The following is an 18,784-nucleotide window of genomic DNA, read 5'->3' on the forward strand; positions in this document are numbered from 1 at the left end:
GACAACCGCTATGCACGGAGGCTCGTCCCGGAATTCTGCCGAGTCCTCATGAAATCCGTCTTGCTGCTTTCCGCCCTGCTCCTCTCCTCACCCGCCCTCGCCCAATGGAAGCCGAGCGAGAAGGTCGAGACCTATGCGATCTCAGGACAAAGCGTGGAGGCGCTCTATGTCTCGATCGGCGAGAAAGGCCCTGTGATCGGCAGGGACTCGGCCGGCAACGGGCGGCGGGCAATCGCGCAGACCAACTTCAAGCTGACCTGGCAGCGCGATTATCAGACTGAAGGCGACGCCTGCGTGCTGAAGACCGCTCGCCCGAAGCTGATCATCACCTACACGTTGCCGAAGCCCGCCGCAAAACTTGCCCCCGCCGTGCAGGCGCGGTGGGACGCGTTTGCCGCCGGCCTCGCCGCACACGAGAAGGTCCACGGCGCCGGCATCGTCGACATGGTGGACAAGATCGTCGCCTTCAGCACCGGCCTCACCGTTGCCGACGACCCCGGCTGCACCAAGATCAGGGCGGAGCTGACGAATTATCTCGACCAGCTTTCCAAGGCGCAGCGCCGGGCCAGCGGCGACTTCGACAAGGTCGAGTTCGGTCCGGGCGGGAACTTGCAGAAGCTGATTGCGGCGTTTCTGATCGGCGGGTGAACACGGCCAAGGAGCGGCCGCGCCCTTCCCGCGGTGGCAGCAGGGCCACACCGGAAGCACCGCTATCAGCATTACCGCATCTCGAATGGGACAGCTGCCAATCCCGTCTGCGCGGAAACGGGCACTGTCGGCTCTTTCTCGGCTAGGTTGAAATCTACACCTTAGTACTTGCTAATGCGCATTCAGCGCTCTTCACCGACTGATCGGCGGCCACGCGGCACGGCCCTGGATTGACTTAGCTCACGGCAGGCTTGGCTCATTTGTCCTTTGAGACGAAAGTCTAAGGGCATGCGCCGCAGCTTTACAGGCGGGTTTGGTAGCGCTACCGTTTCACAGTCGCGTGACCCGGGGGAGCTGGGGCAAACGTCGCCGACGCCAGTGGTGGATGCTTGCCGGCATCCGTTTCAGCCACACCTTGATTGGAAACGGCTCCCCGCGAAACCCGCAGGGACCATCGGGAGGAGTTCGATGGCGTCTGTCGCGATTGGCGATGTCTACAAGTCGTTCGGAGCCACCCAGATCCTGCACGGCGTCAGCGTCGACATAGAGGACGGCGAGTTCGTCACGCTGGTCGGGCCGTCGGGATGCGGAAAATCGACGCTTCTGCGGATGATTGCCGGGCTGGAAAAAATCTCCCGCGGCCATATTTCGATCGGCAGCCGTGTCGTCAACGATGTTGCGCCGAAGGAGCGCGACGTGGCCATGGTCTTCCAGAACTACGCGCTCTATCCGCACATGACCGTTGCCGAGAACATGGCGTTCTCGCTCATGCTGAAGGGAGTGGCCAAGGCGGAGAGCGATGCCGGGGTGAAGCGGGCGGCCGAGATCCTCGGGCTGGTGCCGCTTCTGTCGCGTTATCCGCGCCAGCTTTCGGGCGGCCAGCGGCAGCGCGTCGCCATGGGCCGGGCGATCGTGCGCAATCCGCAGGTGTTTTTGTTCGACGAGCCGCTCAGCAATCTTGACGCCAAGCTGAGGGTCCAGATGCGCGCCGAGATCAAGGAACTGCACCAGCGGCTGAAGACGACGACGATCTATGTCACGCACGATCAGATCGAGGCCATGACCATGGCCGACAAGATCGTCGTCATGCATGACGGCCTCGTCGAGCAAATCGGGCCGCCGCTCGAGCTCTACGACCGGCCGAACAACCTCTTCGTCGCGAGCTTCATCGGCTCGCCGGCCATGAACCTGCTCAAGGGCACATTCGCCAATGACGGCGCGCCGTCGTCGTTCCGGGGCGCGGGTGGCGTCTCCGTGCCTCTGTCGAAACCACCCGCGATCGGCAACGGCGAAGCCGTCGTGCTCGGCGTTCGGCCCGAGCATCTGCGGCTGGCCGAGGACGGCATTCCGGTCACCGTGGTGGTGATCGAGCCGACCGGCTCGGAAGTGCAGATCATCGGACGGACGGCCGGCGGAGAGGATATCGTCGCCAATTTCCGCGAACGCCATTCCTTCGCGCCGGGAGAAACCATCCGGCTGTCGGTGGAACCCGGCCCCATTCATCTGTTTCACGGCGAAACGGGCCAGCGGATCGAAGCGGCGCCATAGACCACGCAACGAGGAAACCCACAGGAGGAGACGAGCATGAAGTTCACCAGACGCGACGTGATCCGCACGACCGCCGGCGCGGCCGCCGGGGCCTTGGGCAGCCGCTTCGTCGGCTCGAGCGCCTTCGCCCAGGAGGGCCTGACCTACAAGCCGGAGGAAGGGGCCAAGCTCCGGCTGCTGCGCTGGTCGCCTTTCGTGCAGGGCGACGAGGACCAATGGCTGAAGAATACGAAGCGGTTCACCGAGGCGACCGGCGTGGAGGTGCGCGTCGACAAGGAGAGCTGGGAAGACATCCGGCCCAAGGCGGCCGTCGCCGCCAATGTCGGCTCCGGTCCCGACCTGATGTTCGTCTGGTTCGATGACCCGCACCAATATCCCGACAAGCTGCTCGACGTGACCGAACTCGGCGACCATCTCGGCAAGAAGTATGGCGGCTGGCACGACGGCCCGAAGCAGTATGCGACGCGCGAGGGCAAGTTCCTCGGCCTGCCGCTCGCCACCATCGGCAACGCCATCGTCTATCGCGAAAGCTGGGTGAAGGAGGCCGGCTTCTCGGAATTCCCGAAGGACACGGCGGGTTTCCTCGACCTGTGCAAGGCGCTGAAGGCAAAGGGCCATCCCGCCGGGTTCACCCATGGCCACGGCGTCGGCGACGGCAACAACTATGCGCATTGGCTGCTATGGAGCCATGGCGGCCAGATGGTCGACGAAGCCGGCAAGGTGACGATCAACAGCCCCGAGACGCTGAAGGCGATCCAGTATGCGCAGGAGCTCTACAAGACCTTCATCCCCGGCACGGAAAGCTGGCTCGACGTCAACAACAACCGCGCCTTCCTGGCCGGCGAAATAAGCGTGATCGCCAACGGCATCTCGGCCTACAACACCGCCAAGGTCAACAAGGACAACGACCCGAAGCTGGCCGAGATAGCCAAGGACATCCGCACCACCAATCTGCCGATCGGTCCGGTCGGGAAATCGGTCGAGCTGTTCCAGGTGACCACGGCCGTCATCTTCAACTACACGCCCTACCCCAATGCGGCCAAAGCCTATCTGCAGTTCATGTTCGAGGACCCGCAGATGTCGGACTGGATCACGTCGTCGGCCGGCTATTGCTGCCAGACGCTGAAGGCTTTCGACAACAATCCGGTGTGGAAGGCCGACCCGAACAATGCCGCTTACGCGAAAGCTTCGGCGACGCTGCGACCCAACGGCTATGCCGGGCCGCTCGGCTATGCCTCGGCCGCGACCATGGCCGATTATGTGCTGGTCGACATGTTCGCCAAGGCGGTGACGGGACAGGCGACGCCGCAAGAGGCGATGGAAGAGGCCGAAAAGCGCGCCAACCGCTATTATCGCGTCTGATCCTGCCGGGCACCTGAAGCAAGGGTGGCCGCGTCGGGATCTTCCGGGGCACGGAAGGACCACGCGGCCACCACCACTCCACCGCATGTTGCGAGGAATCCGCGCCCATGGCCGTGTCATCCGTTGCCGTTCAGCGGCGTCCGTCGATGCTTTCGCGACTTGCCGAGAGCCGGAACACTCTTGGTCTCGGCTTCATGCTGCCGGCGGCGGCGCTGCTCCTGGTCTTTCTCACCTATCCGCTGGGACTCGGCGTCTGGCTTGGCTTCACCGACACACGCATCGGCCGGCCCGGCATCTATATCGGTGTCGAGAACTATGAATATCTCTGGAGCGACAGCGTGTTCTGGCTGTCGGTCTTCAACACCGTGCTCTACACGGTCAGCGCTTCGATCCTGAAATTCGTGCTCGGCCTCTGGCTGGCTCTCATCCTCAACGAGAAGCTGCCCTTCAAGTCGTTCTTCCGCGCGGTGGTGCTGCTGCCCTGGGTGGTGCCTACGGTGCTGTCGGCCATCGCCTTCTGGTGGATCTACGATTCGCAGTTCTCGATCCTGTCCTGGGCGCTGCAGCAGATGGGGCTGATCGACCACCGCATCAACTTCCTTGGCGATCCGACCAACGCGCGCGCTTCCGTCATCGCGGCCAATGTCTGGCGCGGCATCCCGTTCGTCGCCATCACGCTGCTTGCCGGCCTGCAGACCATCCCGCAGTCGCTCTATGAAGCCGCCACGCTGGACGGCGCCAGCCGCTGGCAGTTGTTTCGCCATGTGACGCTGCCGCTTTTGACGCCCATCATCGCCATCACCATGACCTTCTCGGTGCTCTTCACCTTCACCGATTTCCAGCTGATCTATGTGCTGACCCGCGGCGGGCCGGTGAACGCCACCCACCTGATGGCGACCTTGTCCTTCCAGCGCGGCATTGCCGGCGGCCAGCTCGGCGAAGGCGCGGCAATCGCGGTCGCCATGATCCCCTTCCTGCTGGCGGCGATCCTGTTCAGCTATTTCGGCCTGCAACGGCGCAGGTGGCAGCAAGGCGGCGGAGACTGATATGGCCGCGATCAGAGAAGTCGAGCGCCTGGACACCGACGAAGGCGGCATGGGCTACCTGCAGAGCCTGCCGCGCCGGGTGGTCACGGTCTATCTGCCGCTGCTGGTGTTTCTCATCGTGCTGCTGTTTCCATTCTATTGGATGACGATCACGGCGGTTAAGCCCAATGTCGAGATGACCGATTATGTGAACTACAATCCGTTCTGGGTCGTGCATCCGACGCTGGAGCACATACGCTATTTGCTCCTGGAGACCTCCTACCCCGGCTGGCTGCTCAACACGGTGATCATATCGACGGCGGCCACCTTCCTGTCGCTGGCGGCTGCGGTGCTCGCCGCCTACGCGATCGAGCGGCTGCGGTTCTCCGGCGCCCGCCAAGTCGGCCTTGCCGTCTTCCTCGCCTATCTGGTGCCGCCCTCGATCCTGTTCATCCCGCTGTCGGTGATGGTGTTCAACCTCGGTCTCTACGACACGCCCTTCGCGCTGATCCTCACCTACCCGACCTTCCTGATCCCGTTCTGCACCTGGCTGTTGATGGGCTACTTCCGTTCGATCCCCTTCGAATTGGAGGAATGCGCGCTTATCGACGGCGCCACCCGCTGGCAGATCCTGACCAAGATCGTGCTGCCGCTTTCGGTGCCGGGCCTGATCTCGGCCGGCATATTCGCCTTCACGCTGTCCTGGAACGAATTCATCTACGCGCTGACCTTCATCCAGTCGTCGGAGAAGAAGACGGTTCCGGTCGGCGTGCTCACCGAGCTCGTCCGCTCGGACGTCTATGAATGGGGAGCGCTGATGGCAGGCGCGCTGATCGGCTCGCTGCCGGTGGTGGTGCTTTATTCGTTCTTCGTCGAGCACTACGTCTCCTCGATGACGGGCGCGGTGAAGGAATAGCTTCCGCTTGGTGGCCATTGCGCGAGGCACCCGCCAAGCGATGGATTTTAGCGGATCGGCACCAGCATGGCAGCCTCGCGGATGACGCGGATGGCGTCCGGATTGGTGACGGGATAGCACCGGCCGCGATCGACAGCGGCGCCAAGCGGCATTTCGAGAAAACGAAGCTGCAACTCATCGCCGCCGGTTTCGAACTCATGCCCGTCGATGCCCAGCCCCGATGCTCCGACGGGGTGGCGAGCAAGTAGCCGAGGGGGTGGTGCGTCGCGCTTTCTCCCCCGCTAGCTAGGGGCCGCTAGGGGGGAGATAACGGCGCCCGCCGCCGCGCTAAAAACTCACCTCCACCGCCGGCGCACTACGCTTCGCCTCGCCATGAAACACCGCCTCGATGTTGCTGCCGTCGGGGTCGAGCAGGAAGGCGGCGTAGTAGCCGGGGTGGTAGGGACGCTCGCCCGGCGCGCCGTTGTCCTTGCCGCCGGCGGCGAGGCCCGCTTGGTAGAAGGAGTCGACCATGGCGCGGTCCTTGGCCTGGAAGGCGAGATGGTGACGGCCGGTCAGCACGCCCTGGGCCGCACGGCTATCGGCGCTGGAAACGAACAGTTCGTCCGCCCAGAAGTAATCCTCGGCCTCGCCGCCGATCGGGACGCCCAGCACCTCGAGCACCGCGCCGTAGAAACGCCGGCTCGCCTTGACGTCGCGCACCACCAGATGAAGGTGGTCGATGAGCCGGCCGCGATATAGTTGCATGGCGTGTTGCCTCCTCCCGACTGCTGCGGCTCAATCTAGAAGGGCCTGGTACATGGTCAATGTGGGTGCGGAAGACTGCTGACAGTTAAAGAGGGTCGGCGCGAGGCACCCCCCTCTGTCCTGTCGGACAGTCCCGCAGGACAGAGGGGGTGTGAAGGAACGCCAGCATAAGGCGATCGGCCAACATCCCCCAAAAATCCGGATAAAAAATGCAACCAGATTGTAGGATCGGTGTCCGCAGCGGCGTCCTTCGGACGCAAGCGGCGCGATGGACCTGGAAAAACCGTGCCGCATCAAACAGGATGCCGTTGGGCACGGGAGAAAATCATGAATCCTTCCTATCGTTGGGTCATCGTCGCGGCCGGCGCGCTGATGACCTGTGTGGCGCTCGGCGCGATGTTCTCGCTGGCGATCTTTCTCGAGCCGATGTCGATCGACACCGGCTGGTCGCGCGCCGGCATTTCCAGCGCCATGACGCTGAATTTTCTGGTGATGGGCATCGGCGGCTTCGCCTGGGGCGCGATCTATGACCGCGTCGGTGCCCGCCCCGTCGTGCTTGCCGGCGCGGTGCTGCTCGGGCTGGCGCTGGTGGTGGCGAGCCGCGCCAACTCGCTGCTGATCTTCCAGCTCAGCTACGGCGTGATCGTCGGGCTGGCGGCCAGCGCGTTCTTCGCGCCTATGATCGCGCTCACCACCGCCTGGTTCGACACCAACCGAAGCCTTGCCGTGTCGCTGGTTTCGGCCGGCATGGGAGTGGCGCCGATGACCATCTCGCCCTTCGCCCGCTGGCTGATCTCGGCCTATGACTGGCGGACCGCCATGTTCGACATCGGCGTCATGGCCTGGGTGCTCCTGCTGCCCGCCGTCTTCCTGGTACGCCAGCCGCCGGCGGCCGGCGCGGCGGCCGACGGCGGCATGCCGGCGCGTGCCGCCGACGACCCCGGCATGAGCGTCGGCCAGGCGCTGCGCTCGCCGCAGTTCCTGGTGCTGGGCATGACCTTCTTCGCCTGCTGCGCGGCGCATTCGGGGCCGATCTTCCACATGGTCAGCTATGCGATGGCCTGCGGCGTTGCGCCGATGGCTGCCGTCTCGATCTATAGCGTCGAGGGCCTTGCCGGCCTTGGCGGACGCCTGCTCTACGGCGTGCTCGGCGACCGGCTGGGGGTCAAGCCGGTGCTGATCACCGGCCTTGCCATCCAGGCCGCCGTGATCGCCGCCTATCTCGCGGTCGGCCGGCTCGAGCAGTTCTACGTGCTGGCCGTCATCTTCGGCGCCACCTATGGCGGCGTCATGCCGCTCTATGCGGTGCTGGCACGCGAATATTTCGGGCCGCGCATCATCGGCACGGTGTTCGGCGCCGCCACCATGCTCTCCAGCCTCGGCATGTCGTTCGGCCCGCTCGCCGGCGGCATGATCTACGACGCCTATGCCAGCTATTCCTGGCTGTTCATCGGCTCGGCGCTGGTCGGCCTGGGCGCCGCCGGCATCGCGATCGCCTTCCCGCCGCAGCCGAGCCGGCAGCGGCTGCAGATGGCATAGCGAGATGAATCTCCCTCCTCGAGGGGGAGATGTCGCCGTAGGCGGCAGAGGGGGTCACGGCGCGTGACTGGCCGACGCCCCTCTCTGTCGCTTGGGGCGCCGGCGATCCACGCGCCAGGACCTGCCCTGCCGGGCATCCCCCTCGAGGGTAGATTGCCCGCACCGCCGACGCGAAATCCATTGCCCGACGACGGCGAGTGTGAAACTCTCCGCGCGAGAAGACGCTGCATCTGAATGCCGGCCGGGCCGGCGCCATCCGCGGTCGGGGATATTGCAGTGGACACAGGCCTGGAAGCCGCAGAAGCAAGGAATTGGTCCCGCCTGCTGGTCGCGGCCGAGAGCGGCGATGCCGAAGCCTCGCGCGCGGAGCTCGCAGCGGGCGCGGATATCAACCAGACCGATGAAGACGGCTGGTCAAGCCTGCACCTTGCCGCGCATAACGGCCGCACCGCCGTGCTCGAAACCTTGATCGGCCACCCGGCGGTCGACGTGAACTCCAGAAACAAATGGAAGAGCACGCCATTGAGCCTGGCCGCGGCCAGGGGTCACCTCGCCTGCATCCAGTCGCTGCTGAAGCATCCACAGATCGATATCGACGCCCGCGCCGACTATTACGGCAGGACGCCGCTCATCGAAGCCGCAAGGAACGGGCATCTCGATATCGTCAAGCTGCTGGTCGAGCATGGCGCCGACGTCAATCTCGCCGACAAGACGGGACGCAACAGCGCGCTCATCGAGGCGATCAAGGGACGCCACTTCGAAGTCGCGCAATATCTGCTGGAATCCCGCAAGGTGAACTTCCTCAACAAGGACATGCGGCTCAATGCGCTGATCTGGGCCGGCAGCACGCGCAACGCCGAGCTCATCGGCAAGCTGGACGCCGCGATCCATCGCTTTTTCGAAGGCAAGTGAAGTGCGGCCGTCAGCCATTGGAACCGTCAGGCCGAAGCTGCCCTCAGCCCGTGCCCGTACCTGACCTCAGCGCCTCCCTGCCCTCGTCGTCGCGGCGCAGCCGCGCGTCGGAGATCAGCATCACCGGGCATGGGCAGCGCTGCAGCACGCCGCTCGTCGTCTCGCCGAAGATGAGTTCCTCGCCCGGCCGCCGCGCCACGCCCATGACGATCAGCGCCACGTTCCTGCCCGCCTGACGGGCAATGGCATCGGCGGCGGCGGCCCTCGAGCGGATGGCAGTCTCGATCTCGACGCCATAACGGTCGGCAAGCGCGACAATGTCCTTCAGCACAGCCTCCCTGCGGCGATGCGAGACGGTGTCGCGCGGTTCGTCGCGACCCGGACGCGCGACATAGAGGACCTTGACCGGCGCGCCGGTGACGGAGGCGACGGCAAGCGCGAGTTCCGCGCCGCGGCGCGCATTCGCCGTGCCGTTGACCGGCACCAGGATCCTGCCGGATCCCGGCCCAAGACGCGGCATCTGCCGGCCGACGCCGGCCGGCTTAAGCACTAGGCAGAGCGGGCCCTCGAAGGCGCCCGCGACCTCGTTGAGCCGGCGCGAGAAGCCGCCCTTCGCGGTCATCGCCCGGCCGAGGCCGATGAGCAGCATGCCGTAGCCCTTGCGCGCCTCCTTGGCGACCGCCTCGGCGGAGAGCGGAGCGTCATGCGTGCGACGCGTGAGGGGGCTTCATGCGCGGGCTCCTCGTCGGCTTCCTTCGCCGCCTCGCGGCCCTGCTCAGCGCCTTTCTCGATCTCGTCCAGATGCGCCGCCTCGACGGGGTCGGCTTCGCTTTCGCCGCTTGTATGGAGCACGGTCGTCGGCTTGCCGGCGCTGATGACACCGGCGAGGTAGGCGGCGAAGCGGCCGACGACGCCCTCGTCGACCACCACCAGCAGCCGCTCCAGATTGGTGATGAAGCCGCGCTGGTCGACCTCCTCGCGCTCCAGCCTTTTCTTCTCCGCCTCGCCCATCGGCAGCCGTCCCAGCGCCCAGCGCAATGTCGGCGGCATGGCCAAGGTGGTGATGACGGCCATGGTGACGATCATGGTGAAAAGCGTATGCGAGATCACGCCGATCGACAGACCGATCGAGGCGACGATGACCTCGGTTGAGCCCCGCGCATTCATGCCGCAGCCGACGGCGATGCCCTCGCTGCGGCTCATGCCCGCGGCCTCCGCGCCGATGAAGGCGCCGCCGAACTTGCCGAGGCTGGCGATCGCCACCAGCGCCACGGTGAGCAGTGCAAGCTCGGGATCGACGAGCACTGTCAGGTCGGCCGAGAGACCGGCGACGCCGAAGAAGACCGGCATGAAGAGTGCCGTGATCACGCCGCGCAATTGCCCCTCGATGTGACGCGACAGGATCGGCGACTCGCCGACCAATATGCCGGCGACGAAGGCGCCAAGCACCGTATGCACGCCGATCAAGTCGGTAACCAGCGCCATACCGCCCATGATGGCGAGGATGACGGTGACCACCGCGTATTCCGAGCGGAAGGTGTCGTTGGTCCAGCGGATGGCGTCGAAGACGATGCGGCGGCCGAGCGTGAAGGAAAAGGCCATGAAGGCGGCGACCCCTGCGAGCGTGAAGGCGAGGCTGGCGAGCTCGATTCGACCATGCGTGGCGATGCCGATGGTGATGGCGATGATCACCCAGCCGATCGTGTCTTCGATGATGGCCGAGGAGACGATGATTTGGCCGAGGTCGCGGCGCATGAAGTTCATCTCGCGCACCACCATGGCGACGATCTTGACCGAAGAGATCGAAAGCGCGGTGCCCAGAAACAGGCCGGAGACGATGCGCTCGCTGCCGGTGGCAAGCAGCGAGGCCGGCATGAACTGCGCGGCCACGAAGCCGAGCGCGAAAGGCACTGCGACGCCGGTGGCGGAGATGGAAAAGCAGGCGCGGCCGACGCGGCGCACCAGCCTCAGGTCCGTCTCCATGCCGGTCAGCAGCAGAAGCATCAGCACGCCGAACTGGGCGATGGCGTTGATCATCGACTTCTGTGCGGCATCGCCGGCAAAGACCAGCCGCTCGGCCGCGGGCCATAGCCAGCCGAGCAGCGAGGGCCCGAGCAGGATGCCGCCGATCAGCTGTCCCATCACCGCCGGCTGGCCGAGGCGCTCCAGCAATTCGCCGATGCCTCGGCCGACGACGAGCAGCAAGATGACTTCGAGAACGAAGATGCCTTCGCTCGACATGCCGGTTTTTTCGGCGGCGAAGGCGGCGGCCGGCATCGATGCAAGCGCCGCCGCGGCAAGCGCGAGAGAAACCGGCCGGCGCCGGTTGGGCATGAAGGACAATTGCCGCACCCCTCGATTATCCTCGCCATAACGGTTTCGCACATGCATCGGTTGCACGGCGGTGGAACTGCCACTCTCTCCCGTTGTGGGGGCGATGTCCGGCAGGACGGAGGGGGCGCCGTGGAGAGCCAACGTCGATTCAACCTATCCCCAAAGCAGGCCACTTTTAACCGTCATGGAGGTGCCTGCAAGGGCTGGGATGCCGGCGGGACAGCGCCTCCTCTACCCTGCCGGACATCTCCTTCACAACGCGAGAGAGTGGCAACTCCGGCGCCGGCCGCCTTTCTCAAGCAGCTTCGACGTCGCGTACAATTCGATTCAAATGCTGCCGCCCATCTTTGCTTGTCGGTAAAGCGACTCACGCATGGTCGCTGCACGGCGGGGCAATAAGGAGAAGCTAATGAAAAGCGACTTTGCCGCCGCCCACCTGCACCTCGACAGGGCCTGCCATTATCTGCGCGGCGACGACGAGACCAGCCGCACGGCGCTTGCGGCGCTCGACCTTGTGATCGAGGCGGTCGCGACCGCCCTCTATGCCCGGCCCGAGGCCGAAGTGGTGCCGTTTCCGATATCAGCCGCTCAGCGATAGGAAGCATCCATGACCGGCGGCCGGCAATGATGATTAACGGCCGATCAGATCGGTCATCGCCTCGATGACCTTGCCGGCCGCCGCCCCCGTCGCCGACCGATCATTGACGATGATCGAGATGCGAAACGGAATGTCGAACTCGATTGGCCTGAGTGCCAGTCCGAACTCGGAATAGAAGCCCGCAGTGAACGGATCGACCACAGCCAGCGAGCGGCCGCCCCTGACCAGCGCGCAAGCCAAGAATGACTGGAAGATGTCGGCGACGGTGTTGGCCGCGGTCACTTCGAGCAGCCTCGCGCCGTCGCGGCTGCGGCGGAAATAGAGCTCGCCCAGCGACACGAACGGATAGCGGGAAAAATCCTCCAACCGGACGCGCTCGCTCTCGGCAAGCGGATGCCTCTGGTCCATGACACAGACGCTATTGCGCTCGAAAGTGGCGACGCATTTGGCATCCAGGAAGGAAACGCCCGCGTCCACCAGGCCGACGTCGGTCAGGCGCGAGGCGACGGAGGAGACGATCTCCGTCGAGCTCCGCACCGCGATGGTGGTCCTGGCCTCCGGAAAGCGCGTCCGAAGCTGCTGGATCGCTTCCGGCACGATCTTGAACGACATCGCCGCCAGCGTGCCGATGCGCACGACGCCGCGCTTTAGTTCCCTGATCTCCTGCGCCGCCATGATCAGGTTGCGCGCGCCATGAAAGGTCTTGCCGACCTCGCCGTAGAACAGCAGGCCCTGCTCAGTCGGAACCAGCCGACCGTGCGAGCGATCGAACAGGCTGAGGCCGGTATCGATCTCCAGCTCCTGCAGCAGCCGGCTGACGCTCGGCTGCGAGACGTTGAGCGCGACCGCAGCGCCCGACACGGAGCCGGCCACCATCGTTGCCTCGAAGGCCTCCAGTTGACGAACGCTGAGCCCGGAAAAACGCATCTCTTCCTCCCGGTATAGGATTAGCACATACCGGACCAAAATCTTGATCTTTGATTTCGCTGCGTTTCGGGCCCTAGCTGCAAGCTTGGCAGAAACGGACGGAGCCGTCGTGAAGCGAGCCAATGTCATCTTCATCTGTGCCGACCAGATGCGCTACGACGCGCTCTCGGTCACCGGCAACCGCGTCGCCCATACCGCAAACATCGACCGCATCGCCGCGCGCGGCGCAACCTTCCATCGGCATTTCACGCCTAACCAGATTTGCTCGCCAAGCCGAGCGACCATGGCAACAGGGCTCTATCCACGCCATCACGGATTGTGGCGCAACGGCGTGGCGCTCGACGATCGGCTCCCTAATCTGTGGCAGGCGCTGTCGCTTGCCGGATACGCCACAAAAGGCGTCGGAAAGCTGCACTTTCAGCCACTGCTCGCGCCCGTCGAACGCGACATGCCGGAATCGCTTGCCTATTGGGAAAGGCCGGTCTGCGAGGACTGGCACGGTCCCTATTTCGGCTTCGATGCCGTCGACCTCGTCATGGGCGAAGCCAACGAAGCCACTCGCGCCGGCCACTACGCCGCCTGGCTCAAGCGCAACCACCCCGAAGTGGTGGACCTCTACGAGCCCGACGCCAGTCCCGACAGCCGGGCGCAGGATCTGAACGAAGTCTGGAAAAGCGCGGTGCCGCCCGAGCTGCACTACACCAGTTGGATCGCGGATCGGGCGATCGACTTCATCGAGCGCCAGGGCAGGCAGGCAGAGCCGTTCGGCTTGTTCGTCTCGTTTCCGGACCCGCACCACCCCTTCGCCCCGCCCCGGCCCTATTGCGACCTGTTCCGACCGGAGCGGATGCCCAGGCCGACTATCCGGGCGGGCGAGCTGGAGCGGATGCCGGCCTATCTCGGCGAAGGCGACGATCCGACCAAAGTGCCCTACATCGCCTCCGGCGAGCAGCCGCGCGAGCAGGGCTTCCTCCTGCGCACCGACGATATCTCCGACGAAACGCTGGCCATCGCAATCGCCCACACGCATGGCATGATCCAGATGATCGACGATGCCGTCGGGCGGCTGCTCGTCGCACTGGACGACGTTGGCGTGCTCGACGACAGCTTCGTGCTGTTTACCGCCGATCATGGCGAGTTGCTCGGCGACCACGGGCTGCTGCGCAAGGGGCCACCACCCTACCGACAACTGCTGCAGGTCCCGCTGGTTCTTAGCGGTCCAGGCATCCGCGCCGGAACAAGCCTCGATGCGCTGACCAGCCACCTCGACCTGTTCGCGACCATCGCATCGCTGCTCGGCCTGCCGGCGCCCGCGACCGACGGCACCGATCTCAAGCCGCTGATCGACGGCCGGGTCGCCGACGTCCGCGACTTCCTGTTCGGTGAATATCATCCGCGACGTGACCCCTGCCTCTACAACCAGTCGATCATCTCCAAGGAGTGGCGGTTCACCCGCTATCCCAACCAGCCGGCCTGGGGGGAGCTGTTCGATCTTCGCGAAGACCCCTGGGAGCACTGGAACCTGTTTCCCGAGCGAGCACTCGGCGCGCAGGCGCGCGCGCTGAGCGCGGTTCTCGACCGGCGCCTGCCGCCACAGCCGCTGATGGTCAACGAAGTCCTTGGCGCCTATTGAACCAATGGGAGAATGACATGAACGACAGAAGCGTCTTCTCTAGCCTGGACAGCATGAACCGCCGCAGCTTCATCAAGACGGCCGCTGCGGCTGCCTTCGCCACGGCGGCGTTTCCACATACCGGCCTTGCCGCGGCGCCGCGCAAAGGCGGCGCGCTGCGCCTTGGCCTCAACGGCGGCAGCTCCGCCGACACGCTGGACCCGACGCAGCTGATCGGCACTTTTTCCATCAACGTCTCGCGGCAGGTCTACAACACGCTGGTGGAGATCGGCGATGACGGCAAGCCGGCGCCGGAGCTCGCGGCAAGCTGGGAAGCCAGCGACGGCAACAAGCGCTGGATCCTCAATCTCAGGCCGGGCGTGCAGTTTCACAACGGCAAGACGTTCGACGCCGACGACGTCAAATACTCGCTGGGCCTGCATATCGGCGACAAGACCAAGTCGAAGGCCAAAGGGCTGGTCGCCGACGTCGCGGAAGTGCGGGCCATCTCGCCGACGCAAGTCGAGATCCTGCTCAAATCGCCAAATCCCGACATGGATTATGTGCTGTCGGATCTGCATTTCGCCATGGTGCCCGCAGGCTTCGCCGACTGGTCGAAAGCGATCGGCACCGGTCCGTTCAAGCTCACCGCCTTCCAGCCCGGCGTGCACGCCACCGCCGCCCGCAACGAGACCTACTGGCGCAGCGATCGCGGCCATGTCGACACGGTCGAGACGGTCGTTATCAACGACGCCGCGGCGCGCGTCTCGGCTCTTCAAGGCGGCTCGGTGCACATCGTCAACGGCGTCGACTACAAGATCGCACCGCTGCTCAAGAAGGACCCCCGCGCCTATCTGCTGGTCACCGAAGGCAAGCAGCATTTCTCGCTGCCGATGGACGCCACGAAGGAGCCGTTCAACAGCCCCGATGTCGTGCTGGCGCTGAAGCACGCGCTCGACCGTGAGCAGATGGTGAAGCTGCTGATGGCCGGCTTCGGACGGGTGGGCAACGACCATCCGATCGCTGCCAGCGATCCGAGCTTCAATCCTAACATCGCGCAGCGCGCCTACGATCCGGACAAGGCCCGTTTTCACCTCAAGAAAGCCGGCAAGAGCGATCTTACCCTCGAGCTGCACGCCGCCCCGTGGCGTTCGAGCAGGCGGTCAACACGGCCGAGCTTTTCGCGCAATCGGCCAAGCCCGCCGGCATCACCATCAATGTCAAGCGCGAGCCCGATGACGGCTACTGGAGCGACGTGTGGCTGAAGAAGCCATGGGTGGCTTCCTTCTGGGCCGGGCGGCCATCGGCGAGCATGATGTTTTCCTCCGTCTACGCCTCGGGCGCGCCGTGGAACGAGACGCATTGGAAGAACGACAGCTTCGACAGACGACTGACGGAGTCGCGCTCACTGGCCGATCCGGCAAAACGCCGCGAGGTCTATTTCGAGCTGCAGCAGATGATCCATGACGAGTGCCCGACCATCATCCCGGCCTTCGCCAACTGGATCGACGCGGCGCGCAAGGAGGTAAGGGGTTTCGTTCCCAACCCCAACTTCCTGCTCAGCGATCATCGCGTGGCCGAACGGGTCTGGCTGAGCGCATAAAAGCTTCCGTCGGAGAGCGTCAGCAGGAACATTTCTGCCGGCCCCACATTGTGCTATAGGGGTGTGGCCGGCTCAACGGCCGGCCACGGCGGGAGGCACGTGGCAAGGGGATGTCGCAGGTCCAGACCGTAAAGCCAGCCGAAGCAGCGGCGCCGCCAAGGGGCTCCGATGCATTCGCGCTGAAGCTCACTTCCTCCGAATTCGCAACCACCATGTCGCATTTCCACCGCGCGGAGATCGGGCGCATGGCGGGTTGGCGCGACCGGCTCGACCGCACCAGCAATTGGGCGATCACCGTGGTGGCGGCGATGCTGTCCGTATCGCTGTCGACGCCCTCGGCGCATCACGGCGTGCTGCTCTTCGCCATGCTGCTCATCACGCTGCTTCTATGGATCGAAGCGCGGCGCTACCGGTTCTTCGACGTCTATCGGGCGCGGGTGCGTCAGTTCGAGCGCTACTACTTTGCGCAGATCTTTTCGCCGCAGCCGGATTTCGCCTCCAACTGGCTCGCCATCCTCGGCGAAGGCCTGCGCTCGCCGCGCTTCCTCATCTCGCAGCGCGCGGCACTGGTCCGGAGGCTGCGCCGAAACTACGTCTTCATGTATACGATCCTGATGCTTGCCTGGGTGTTGAAGATCACCACGCCCAGCCTGCAGCGCGAAGGCTCGCCGATCGGCTTCAGCGCCTCGCTGCTCGACACCTTTCGCGTGGCGACGCTCGGTCCCATCCCCGGCGTCGTGGTGGTCTGCGGCGTCGTCGTATTCTATCTCGCGATGCTTGCCGCCGCCTTCCTGATGCGCGCCGACGACGGCGAACTGTCGTTCGGCGACGTGCATGTTTGAGCCTGGGGCGGCGGCCCTTGGTCTTTCAGGCAGCCCGCCGTTTCCACGCGCTCACAATCCCGGTGGCCTGACGAAACCGTCGGTGAGACGCGCCAGCGCTTTCGCCACGGCCAGCAGCTTCATGTCCGAATGGCGGCGGCCGACCAGCTGGGCGCCGATCGGCAGGCCCTCCCGGTCGACACCGATTGGAATGACGGCGGCCGGATGCCCGGTCAGGTTGAAGCGGCAGGCGTGGCTGAGCCCGCTCCAGTAGGGCGTCTCGATGCCGTCTACGGGGATCGGCGCACCCATTTCGCGGTGGCGGAAGGCCGTGCACATCATCGCCGGACAGACTAGCACGTCCCACCCGTCGAAGAACCGCTCCCAGGCAGCGATGAATTCGTCGCGCTGGTTGAGCGCCTCGAGATAGGCGGCCAGCGAGGGCGAGGTTTCGCGCGGCTGCCGGAAGACCTGCGAATACCAGGTGATGAGATCGGAAAACAGCGCCCGCTCGGCCGCGAAATCGTGCTGCGGCAATGCCTGCCCTACCCGCGCGCCGCCGACCTCGATGGCGCCCGCGAAGCCTGCGATCGCGTCGGCGATGTCGAGCGCGGTCGGCACTCCGGGAAATTCGGGCGCGAAGGCAACCCTGAGCGTCCCCAGCGGCGGCTCCGGCGCCTCGTCCGTCGCCACCGGCGGCACTTCGGTGTCGAGACCGTCGGCCCCGGCGATGATGCGGTGGGCCAGGATGAGATCGTCGACGTCGCGGGCCAAAGGCCCGATGTCGAACAGCAGGCGGAAGCTGCGCGGCAGGTCGGGCGGATCGGCGTAGCTGCCGGTGATCGGCACCGTCGCCTGCGTCGGCTTGAAGCCAAAAACGCCGCACAGATGCGCTGGCATCCGGATCGAGCCGCCGGCATCGCTGCCGATCTCGAGCGGCACCAGCCCGGCGGCGACCGCGGCCGCCGCCCCACCGCTGGAGCCGCCGGGCGTGCGGGTAACGTCCCACGGATTGACGGTGCGGCCAAAGATCGGATTGTCGGTCTGCAGGTCGCGCAGCCTGGGCGGCACGTTGGTCTTGCCGATGATGACGGCGCCGGCCTTGCGCAGCCGCGCGGCAATCGTGCTGTCCATCGGCGGGACATGATCGGCAAAGGCTTCCAAACCGACGGTGGTGCGCATGCCGGCTGTGGCATGGCCGTCCTTCAGCGTGACCGGCACACCGTTGAGCGGACCGACGGCCTCGCCGCGCGCGACCGCCATATCCGCGGCCTTCGCTCCGGCGCGGGCCGCCTCCTCGTCGAGGGTGACGATGGCGTTGAGCAGCGGGTTGACGACAGCGATGCGGGCAAGCTGCGCCTCCATCGCCTCGACAGCGCCGACCTTCTCCTCGCGGATCGCCGCCGCCAGTTGCGAGGCGGTCAGGAAGGTGGTGTCCAAATGGCTCGTCATGGTGGTGTTCCTTCCTGCGGAACGGAAATAGGGGAGTAGGGGAGTAGGGAAGATCAGACTTCGTGAACTCCGCACATCGGATGCCAATACCTTTTTCCCCTATTCCCCTCCCTTCCCTTCAATTCAACGAAAGCGCCGTCCGGAACTCCTTCGTGGTGTTGCGGTTGGGATAGGGCTCGTCCGGCACCGGAACGCCGAGATGGGCGCAGAGCGGCGCCCAGCCGTCGCCCAGCTTGTGAACCAGCAGGCGCTCGGCCGGCACCGTCTTCAGCACCGCTTCGATATTGGCCTCATAGACGGCAATCGCATGCGCGCGGTCCTGCGGGCGGCCGCCGAAAACCTGCTTCGTGACAAGGGCGACGCCCAACGACTCCTGATCCTGGCTGTCAATGACGGCCGGCAGGATGGTTTTTGCGAAACTCTCCCACCAGCTTTCCGGCGAGCGCCAGGTGAGGATGACGCGCGCTTGCGGAAAGACTTCGATCAGCTCGCGCCAGTAATGCACCGAGGGCCAGTCGACGCAGGATTTATAACCGGCAAACAGCCGATTCCAATCCGGCGCGGCGCCTTGGGCGAGCGCTCGCCAGAGCCGCTTCTGCTCCGCATGCGCCATGACCTCCGACATGTGATGGCACGGGCCGAAGCCGAGCATGGTCAGCGCCTCGCGCATCGAATCCGTGCCGGTGCGGCCGAAGCCGGTTCCTATCACCCTGATGGTCATTCTCCCCTTCTCCCACTTG

The 18,784-nt window shown here is 65.1% G+C and carries 19 protein-coding genes; 12 read left to right on the forward strand and 7 right to left on the reverse strand.

What is annotated here, in order from left to right; genetic code table 11:
* Positions 1-48 precede the first annotated feature (48 nt).
* From EJ078_RS03135 to EJ078_RS03155, 5 genes are all read left to right on the forward strand, one after another.
* Entirely contained in the window at positions 49-648 is a 600-nt protein-coding gene (locus EJ078_RS03135; RefSeq protein WP_127214330.1) for a DUF922 domain-containing protein, read from the forward strand.
* A 468-nt stretch (positions 649-1,116) separates the two neighbouring features.
* Positions 1,117-2,196, forward strand: a complete 1,080-nt coding sequence (gene ugpC / locus EJ078_RS03140) for a sn-glycerol-3-phosphate ABC transporter ATP-binding protein UgpC (RefSeq protein ID WP_067001190.1) — start codon at positions 1,117-1,119, stop codon at positions 2,194-2,196.
* A 36-nt stretch (positions 2,197-2,232) separates the two neighbouring features.
* Complete coding sequence (locus tag EJ078_RS03145) at positions 2,233-3,558, forward strand: ABC transporter substrate-binding protein (RefSeq protein ID WP_127214326.1); 1,326 nt, start codon at positions 2,233-2,235, stop codon at positions 3,556-3,558.
* Between the two features lie 107 nt (positions 3,559-3,665).
* Complete coding sequence (locus EJ078_RS03150) at positions 3,666-4,604, forward strand: sugar ABC transporter permease (RefSeq protein WP_095801403.1); 939 nt, start codon at positions 3,666-3,668, stop codon at positions 4,602-4,604.
* A 1-nt stretch (position 4,605) separates the two neighbouring features.
* Complete coding sequence (locus EJ078_RS03155; RefSeq protein ID WP_067001185.1) at positions 4,606-5,499, forward strand: carbohydrate ABC transporter permease; 894 nt, start codon at positions 4,606-4,608, stop codon at positions 5,497-5,499.
* A 47-nt stretch (positions 5,500-5,546) separates the two neighbouring features.
* On the opposite strand, the gene EJ078_RS30635 is transcribed toward EJ078_RS03155, so the two are convergent.
* Both EJ078_RS30635 and EJ078_RS03160 read right to left on the reverse strand, forming a co-directional pair.
* Positions 5,547-5,672: a hypothetical protein gene (locus EJ078_RS30635; protein WP_259979814.1), complete on the reverse strand. Its 126-nt coding sequence runs from the start codon at positions 5,670-5,672 to the stop codon at positions 5,547-5,549.
* 154 nt (positions 5,673-5,826) lie between these two features.
* Positions 5,827-6,246, reverse strand: a complete 420-nt coding sequence (locus EJ078_RS03160; protein WP_127214324.1) for a VOC family protein — start codon at positions 6,244-6,246, stop codon at positions 5,827-5,829.
* 327 nt (positions 6,247-6,573) lie between these two features.
* Here EJ078_RS03160 and EJ078_RS03165 point away from each other — a divergent pair, with 327 nt between their 5' ends.
* Positions 6,574-7,785, forward strand: coding sequence for an MFS transporter (locus EJ078_RS03165; RefSeq protein WP_095824540.1), 1,212 nt, complete (start codon positions 6,574-6,576; stop codon positions 7,783-7,785).
* 276 nt (positions 7,786-8,061) lie between these two features.
* Positions 8,062-8,697: an ankyrin repeat domain-containing protein gene (locus EJ078_RS03170; RefSeq protein ID WP_127214322.1), complete on the forward strand. Its 636-nt coding sequence runs from the start codon at positions 8,062-8,064 to the stop codon at positions 8,695-8,697.
* Between the two features lie 43 nt (positions 8,698-8,740).
* On the opposite strand, the gene EJ078_RS30790 is transcribed toward EJ078_RS03170, so the two are convergent.
* Together EJ078_RS30790 and EJ078_RS03175 are read right to left on the reverse strand one after the other, a co-directional pair.
* A complete protein-coding gene (locus tag EJ078_RS30790; RefSeq protein WP_348627286.1) occupies positions 8,741-9,346 on the reverse strand; it encodes a universal stress protein in 606 nt (201 codons plus the stop codon).
* Positions 9,316-11,049 (reverse strand): cation:proton antiporter, encoded by a 1,734-nt coding sequence (locus EJ078_RS03175; RefSeq protein ID WP_348627287.1) that lies wholly within the window; start codon positions 11,047-11,049, stop codon positions 9,316-9,318. The genes EJ078_RS30790 and EJ078_RS03175 overlap by 31 nt, the downstream gene beginning before the upstream one ends.
* A 391-nt stretch (positions 11,050-11,440) precedes the next feature.
* On the opposite strand from EJ078_RS03175, the gene EJ078_RS03180 reads away from it, so the two are divergent.
* On the forward strand, positions 11,441-11,629 hold the full coding sequence (locus EJ078_RS03180) for a hypothetical protein (protein WP_067322650.1): 189 nt from the start codon (positions 11,441-11,443) through the stop codon (positions 11,627-11,629).
* 33 nt (positions 11,630-11,662) lie between these two features.
* On the opposite strand, the gene EJ078_RS03185 is transcribed toward EJ078_RS03180, so the two are convergent.
* Entirely contained in the window at positions 11,663-12,556 is an 894-nt protein-coding gene (locus tag EJ078_RS03185) for a LysR substrate-binding domain-containing protein (RefSeq protein ID WP_164757427.1), read from the reverse strand.
* A gap of 109 nt (positions 12,557-12,665) precedes the next feature.
* Here EJ078_RS03185 and EJ078_RS03190 point away from each other — a divergent pair, with 109 nt between their 5' ends.
* From EJ078_RS03190 to EJ078_RS03205, 4 genes are all read left to right on the forward strand, one after another.
* A complete protein-coding gene (locus EJ078_RS03190) occupies positions 12,666-14,189 on the forward strand; it encodes a sulfatase-like hydrolase/transferase (RefSeq protein ID WP_208721070.1) in 1,524 nt (507 codons plus the stop codon).
* Between the two features lie 17 nt (positions 14,190-14,206).
* Positions 14,207-15,433 (forward strand): ABC transporter substrate-binding protein, encoded by a 1,227-nt coding sequence (locus tag EJ078_RS03195; protein WP_208721071.1) that lies wholly within the window; start codon positions 14,207-14,209, stop codon positions 15,431-15,433.
* Between the two features lie 11 nt (positions 15,434-15,444).
* Positions 15,445-15,771: a hypothetical protein gene (locus EJ078_RS03200; RefSeq protein ID WP_208721072.1), complete on the forward strand. Its 327-nt coding sequence runs from the start codon at positions 15,445-15,447 to the stop codon at positions 15,769-15,771.
* Positions 15,772-15,881: 110 nt separating this feature from the next.
* Entirely contained in the window at positions 15,882-16,613 is a 732-nt protein-coding gene (locus EJ078_RS03205) for a DUF2270 domain-containing protein (RefSeq protein WP_082980653.1), read from the forward strand.
* 51 nt (positions 16,614-16,664) lie between these two features.
* Here the strand turns inward: EJ078_RS03205 and EJ078_RS03210 are convergent, their stop codons facing one another.
* Together EJ078_RS03210 and EJ078_RS03215 are read right to left on the reverse strand one after the other, a co-directional pair.
* Entirely contained in the window at positions 16,665-18,044 is a 1,380-nt protein-coding gene (locus tag EJ078_RS03210; RefSeq protein ID WP_127403446.1) for an amidase, read from the reverse strand.
* Positions 18,045-18,162: 118 nt separating this feature from the next.
* Positions 18,163-18,765, reverse strand: coding sequence for a sulfotransferase family protein (locus EJ078_RS03215; protein ID WP_095801413.1), 603 nt, complete (start codon positions 18,763-18,765; stop codon positions 18,163-18,165).
* Positions 18,766-18,784: the final 19 nt, after the last annotated feature.

Origin of the sequence: Mesorhizobium sp. M1A.F.Ca.IN.022.06.1.1, from assembly GCF_003952605.1 — a bacterium.
Taxonomy (GTDB): Bacteria; Pseudomonadota; Alphaproteobacteria; order Rhizobiales; family Rhizobiaceae; genus Mesorhizobium.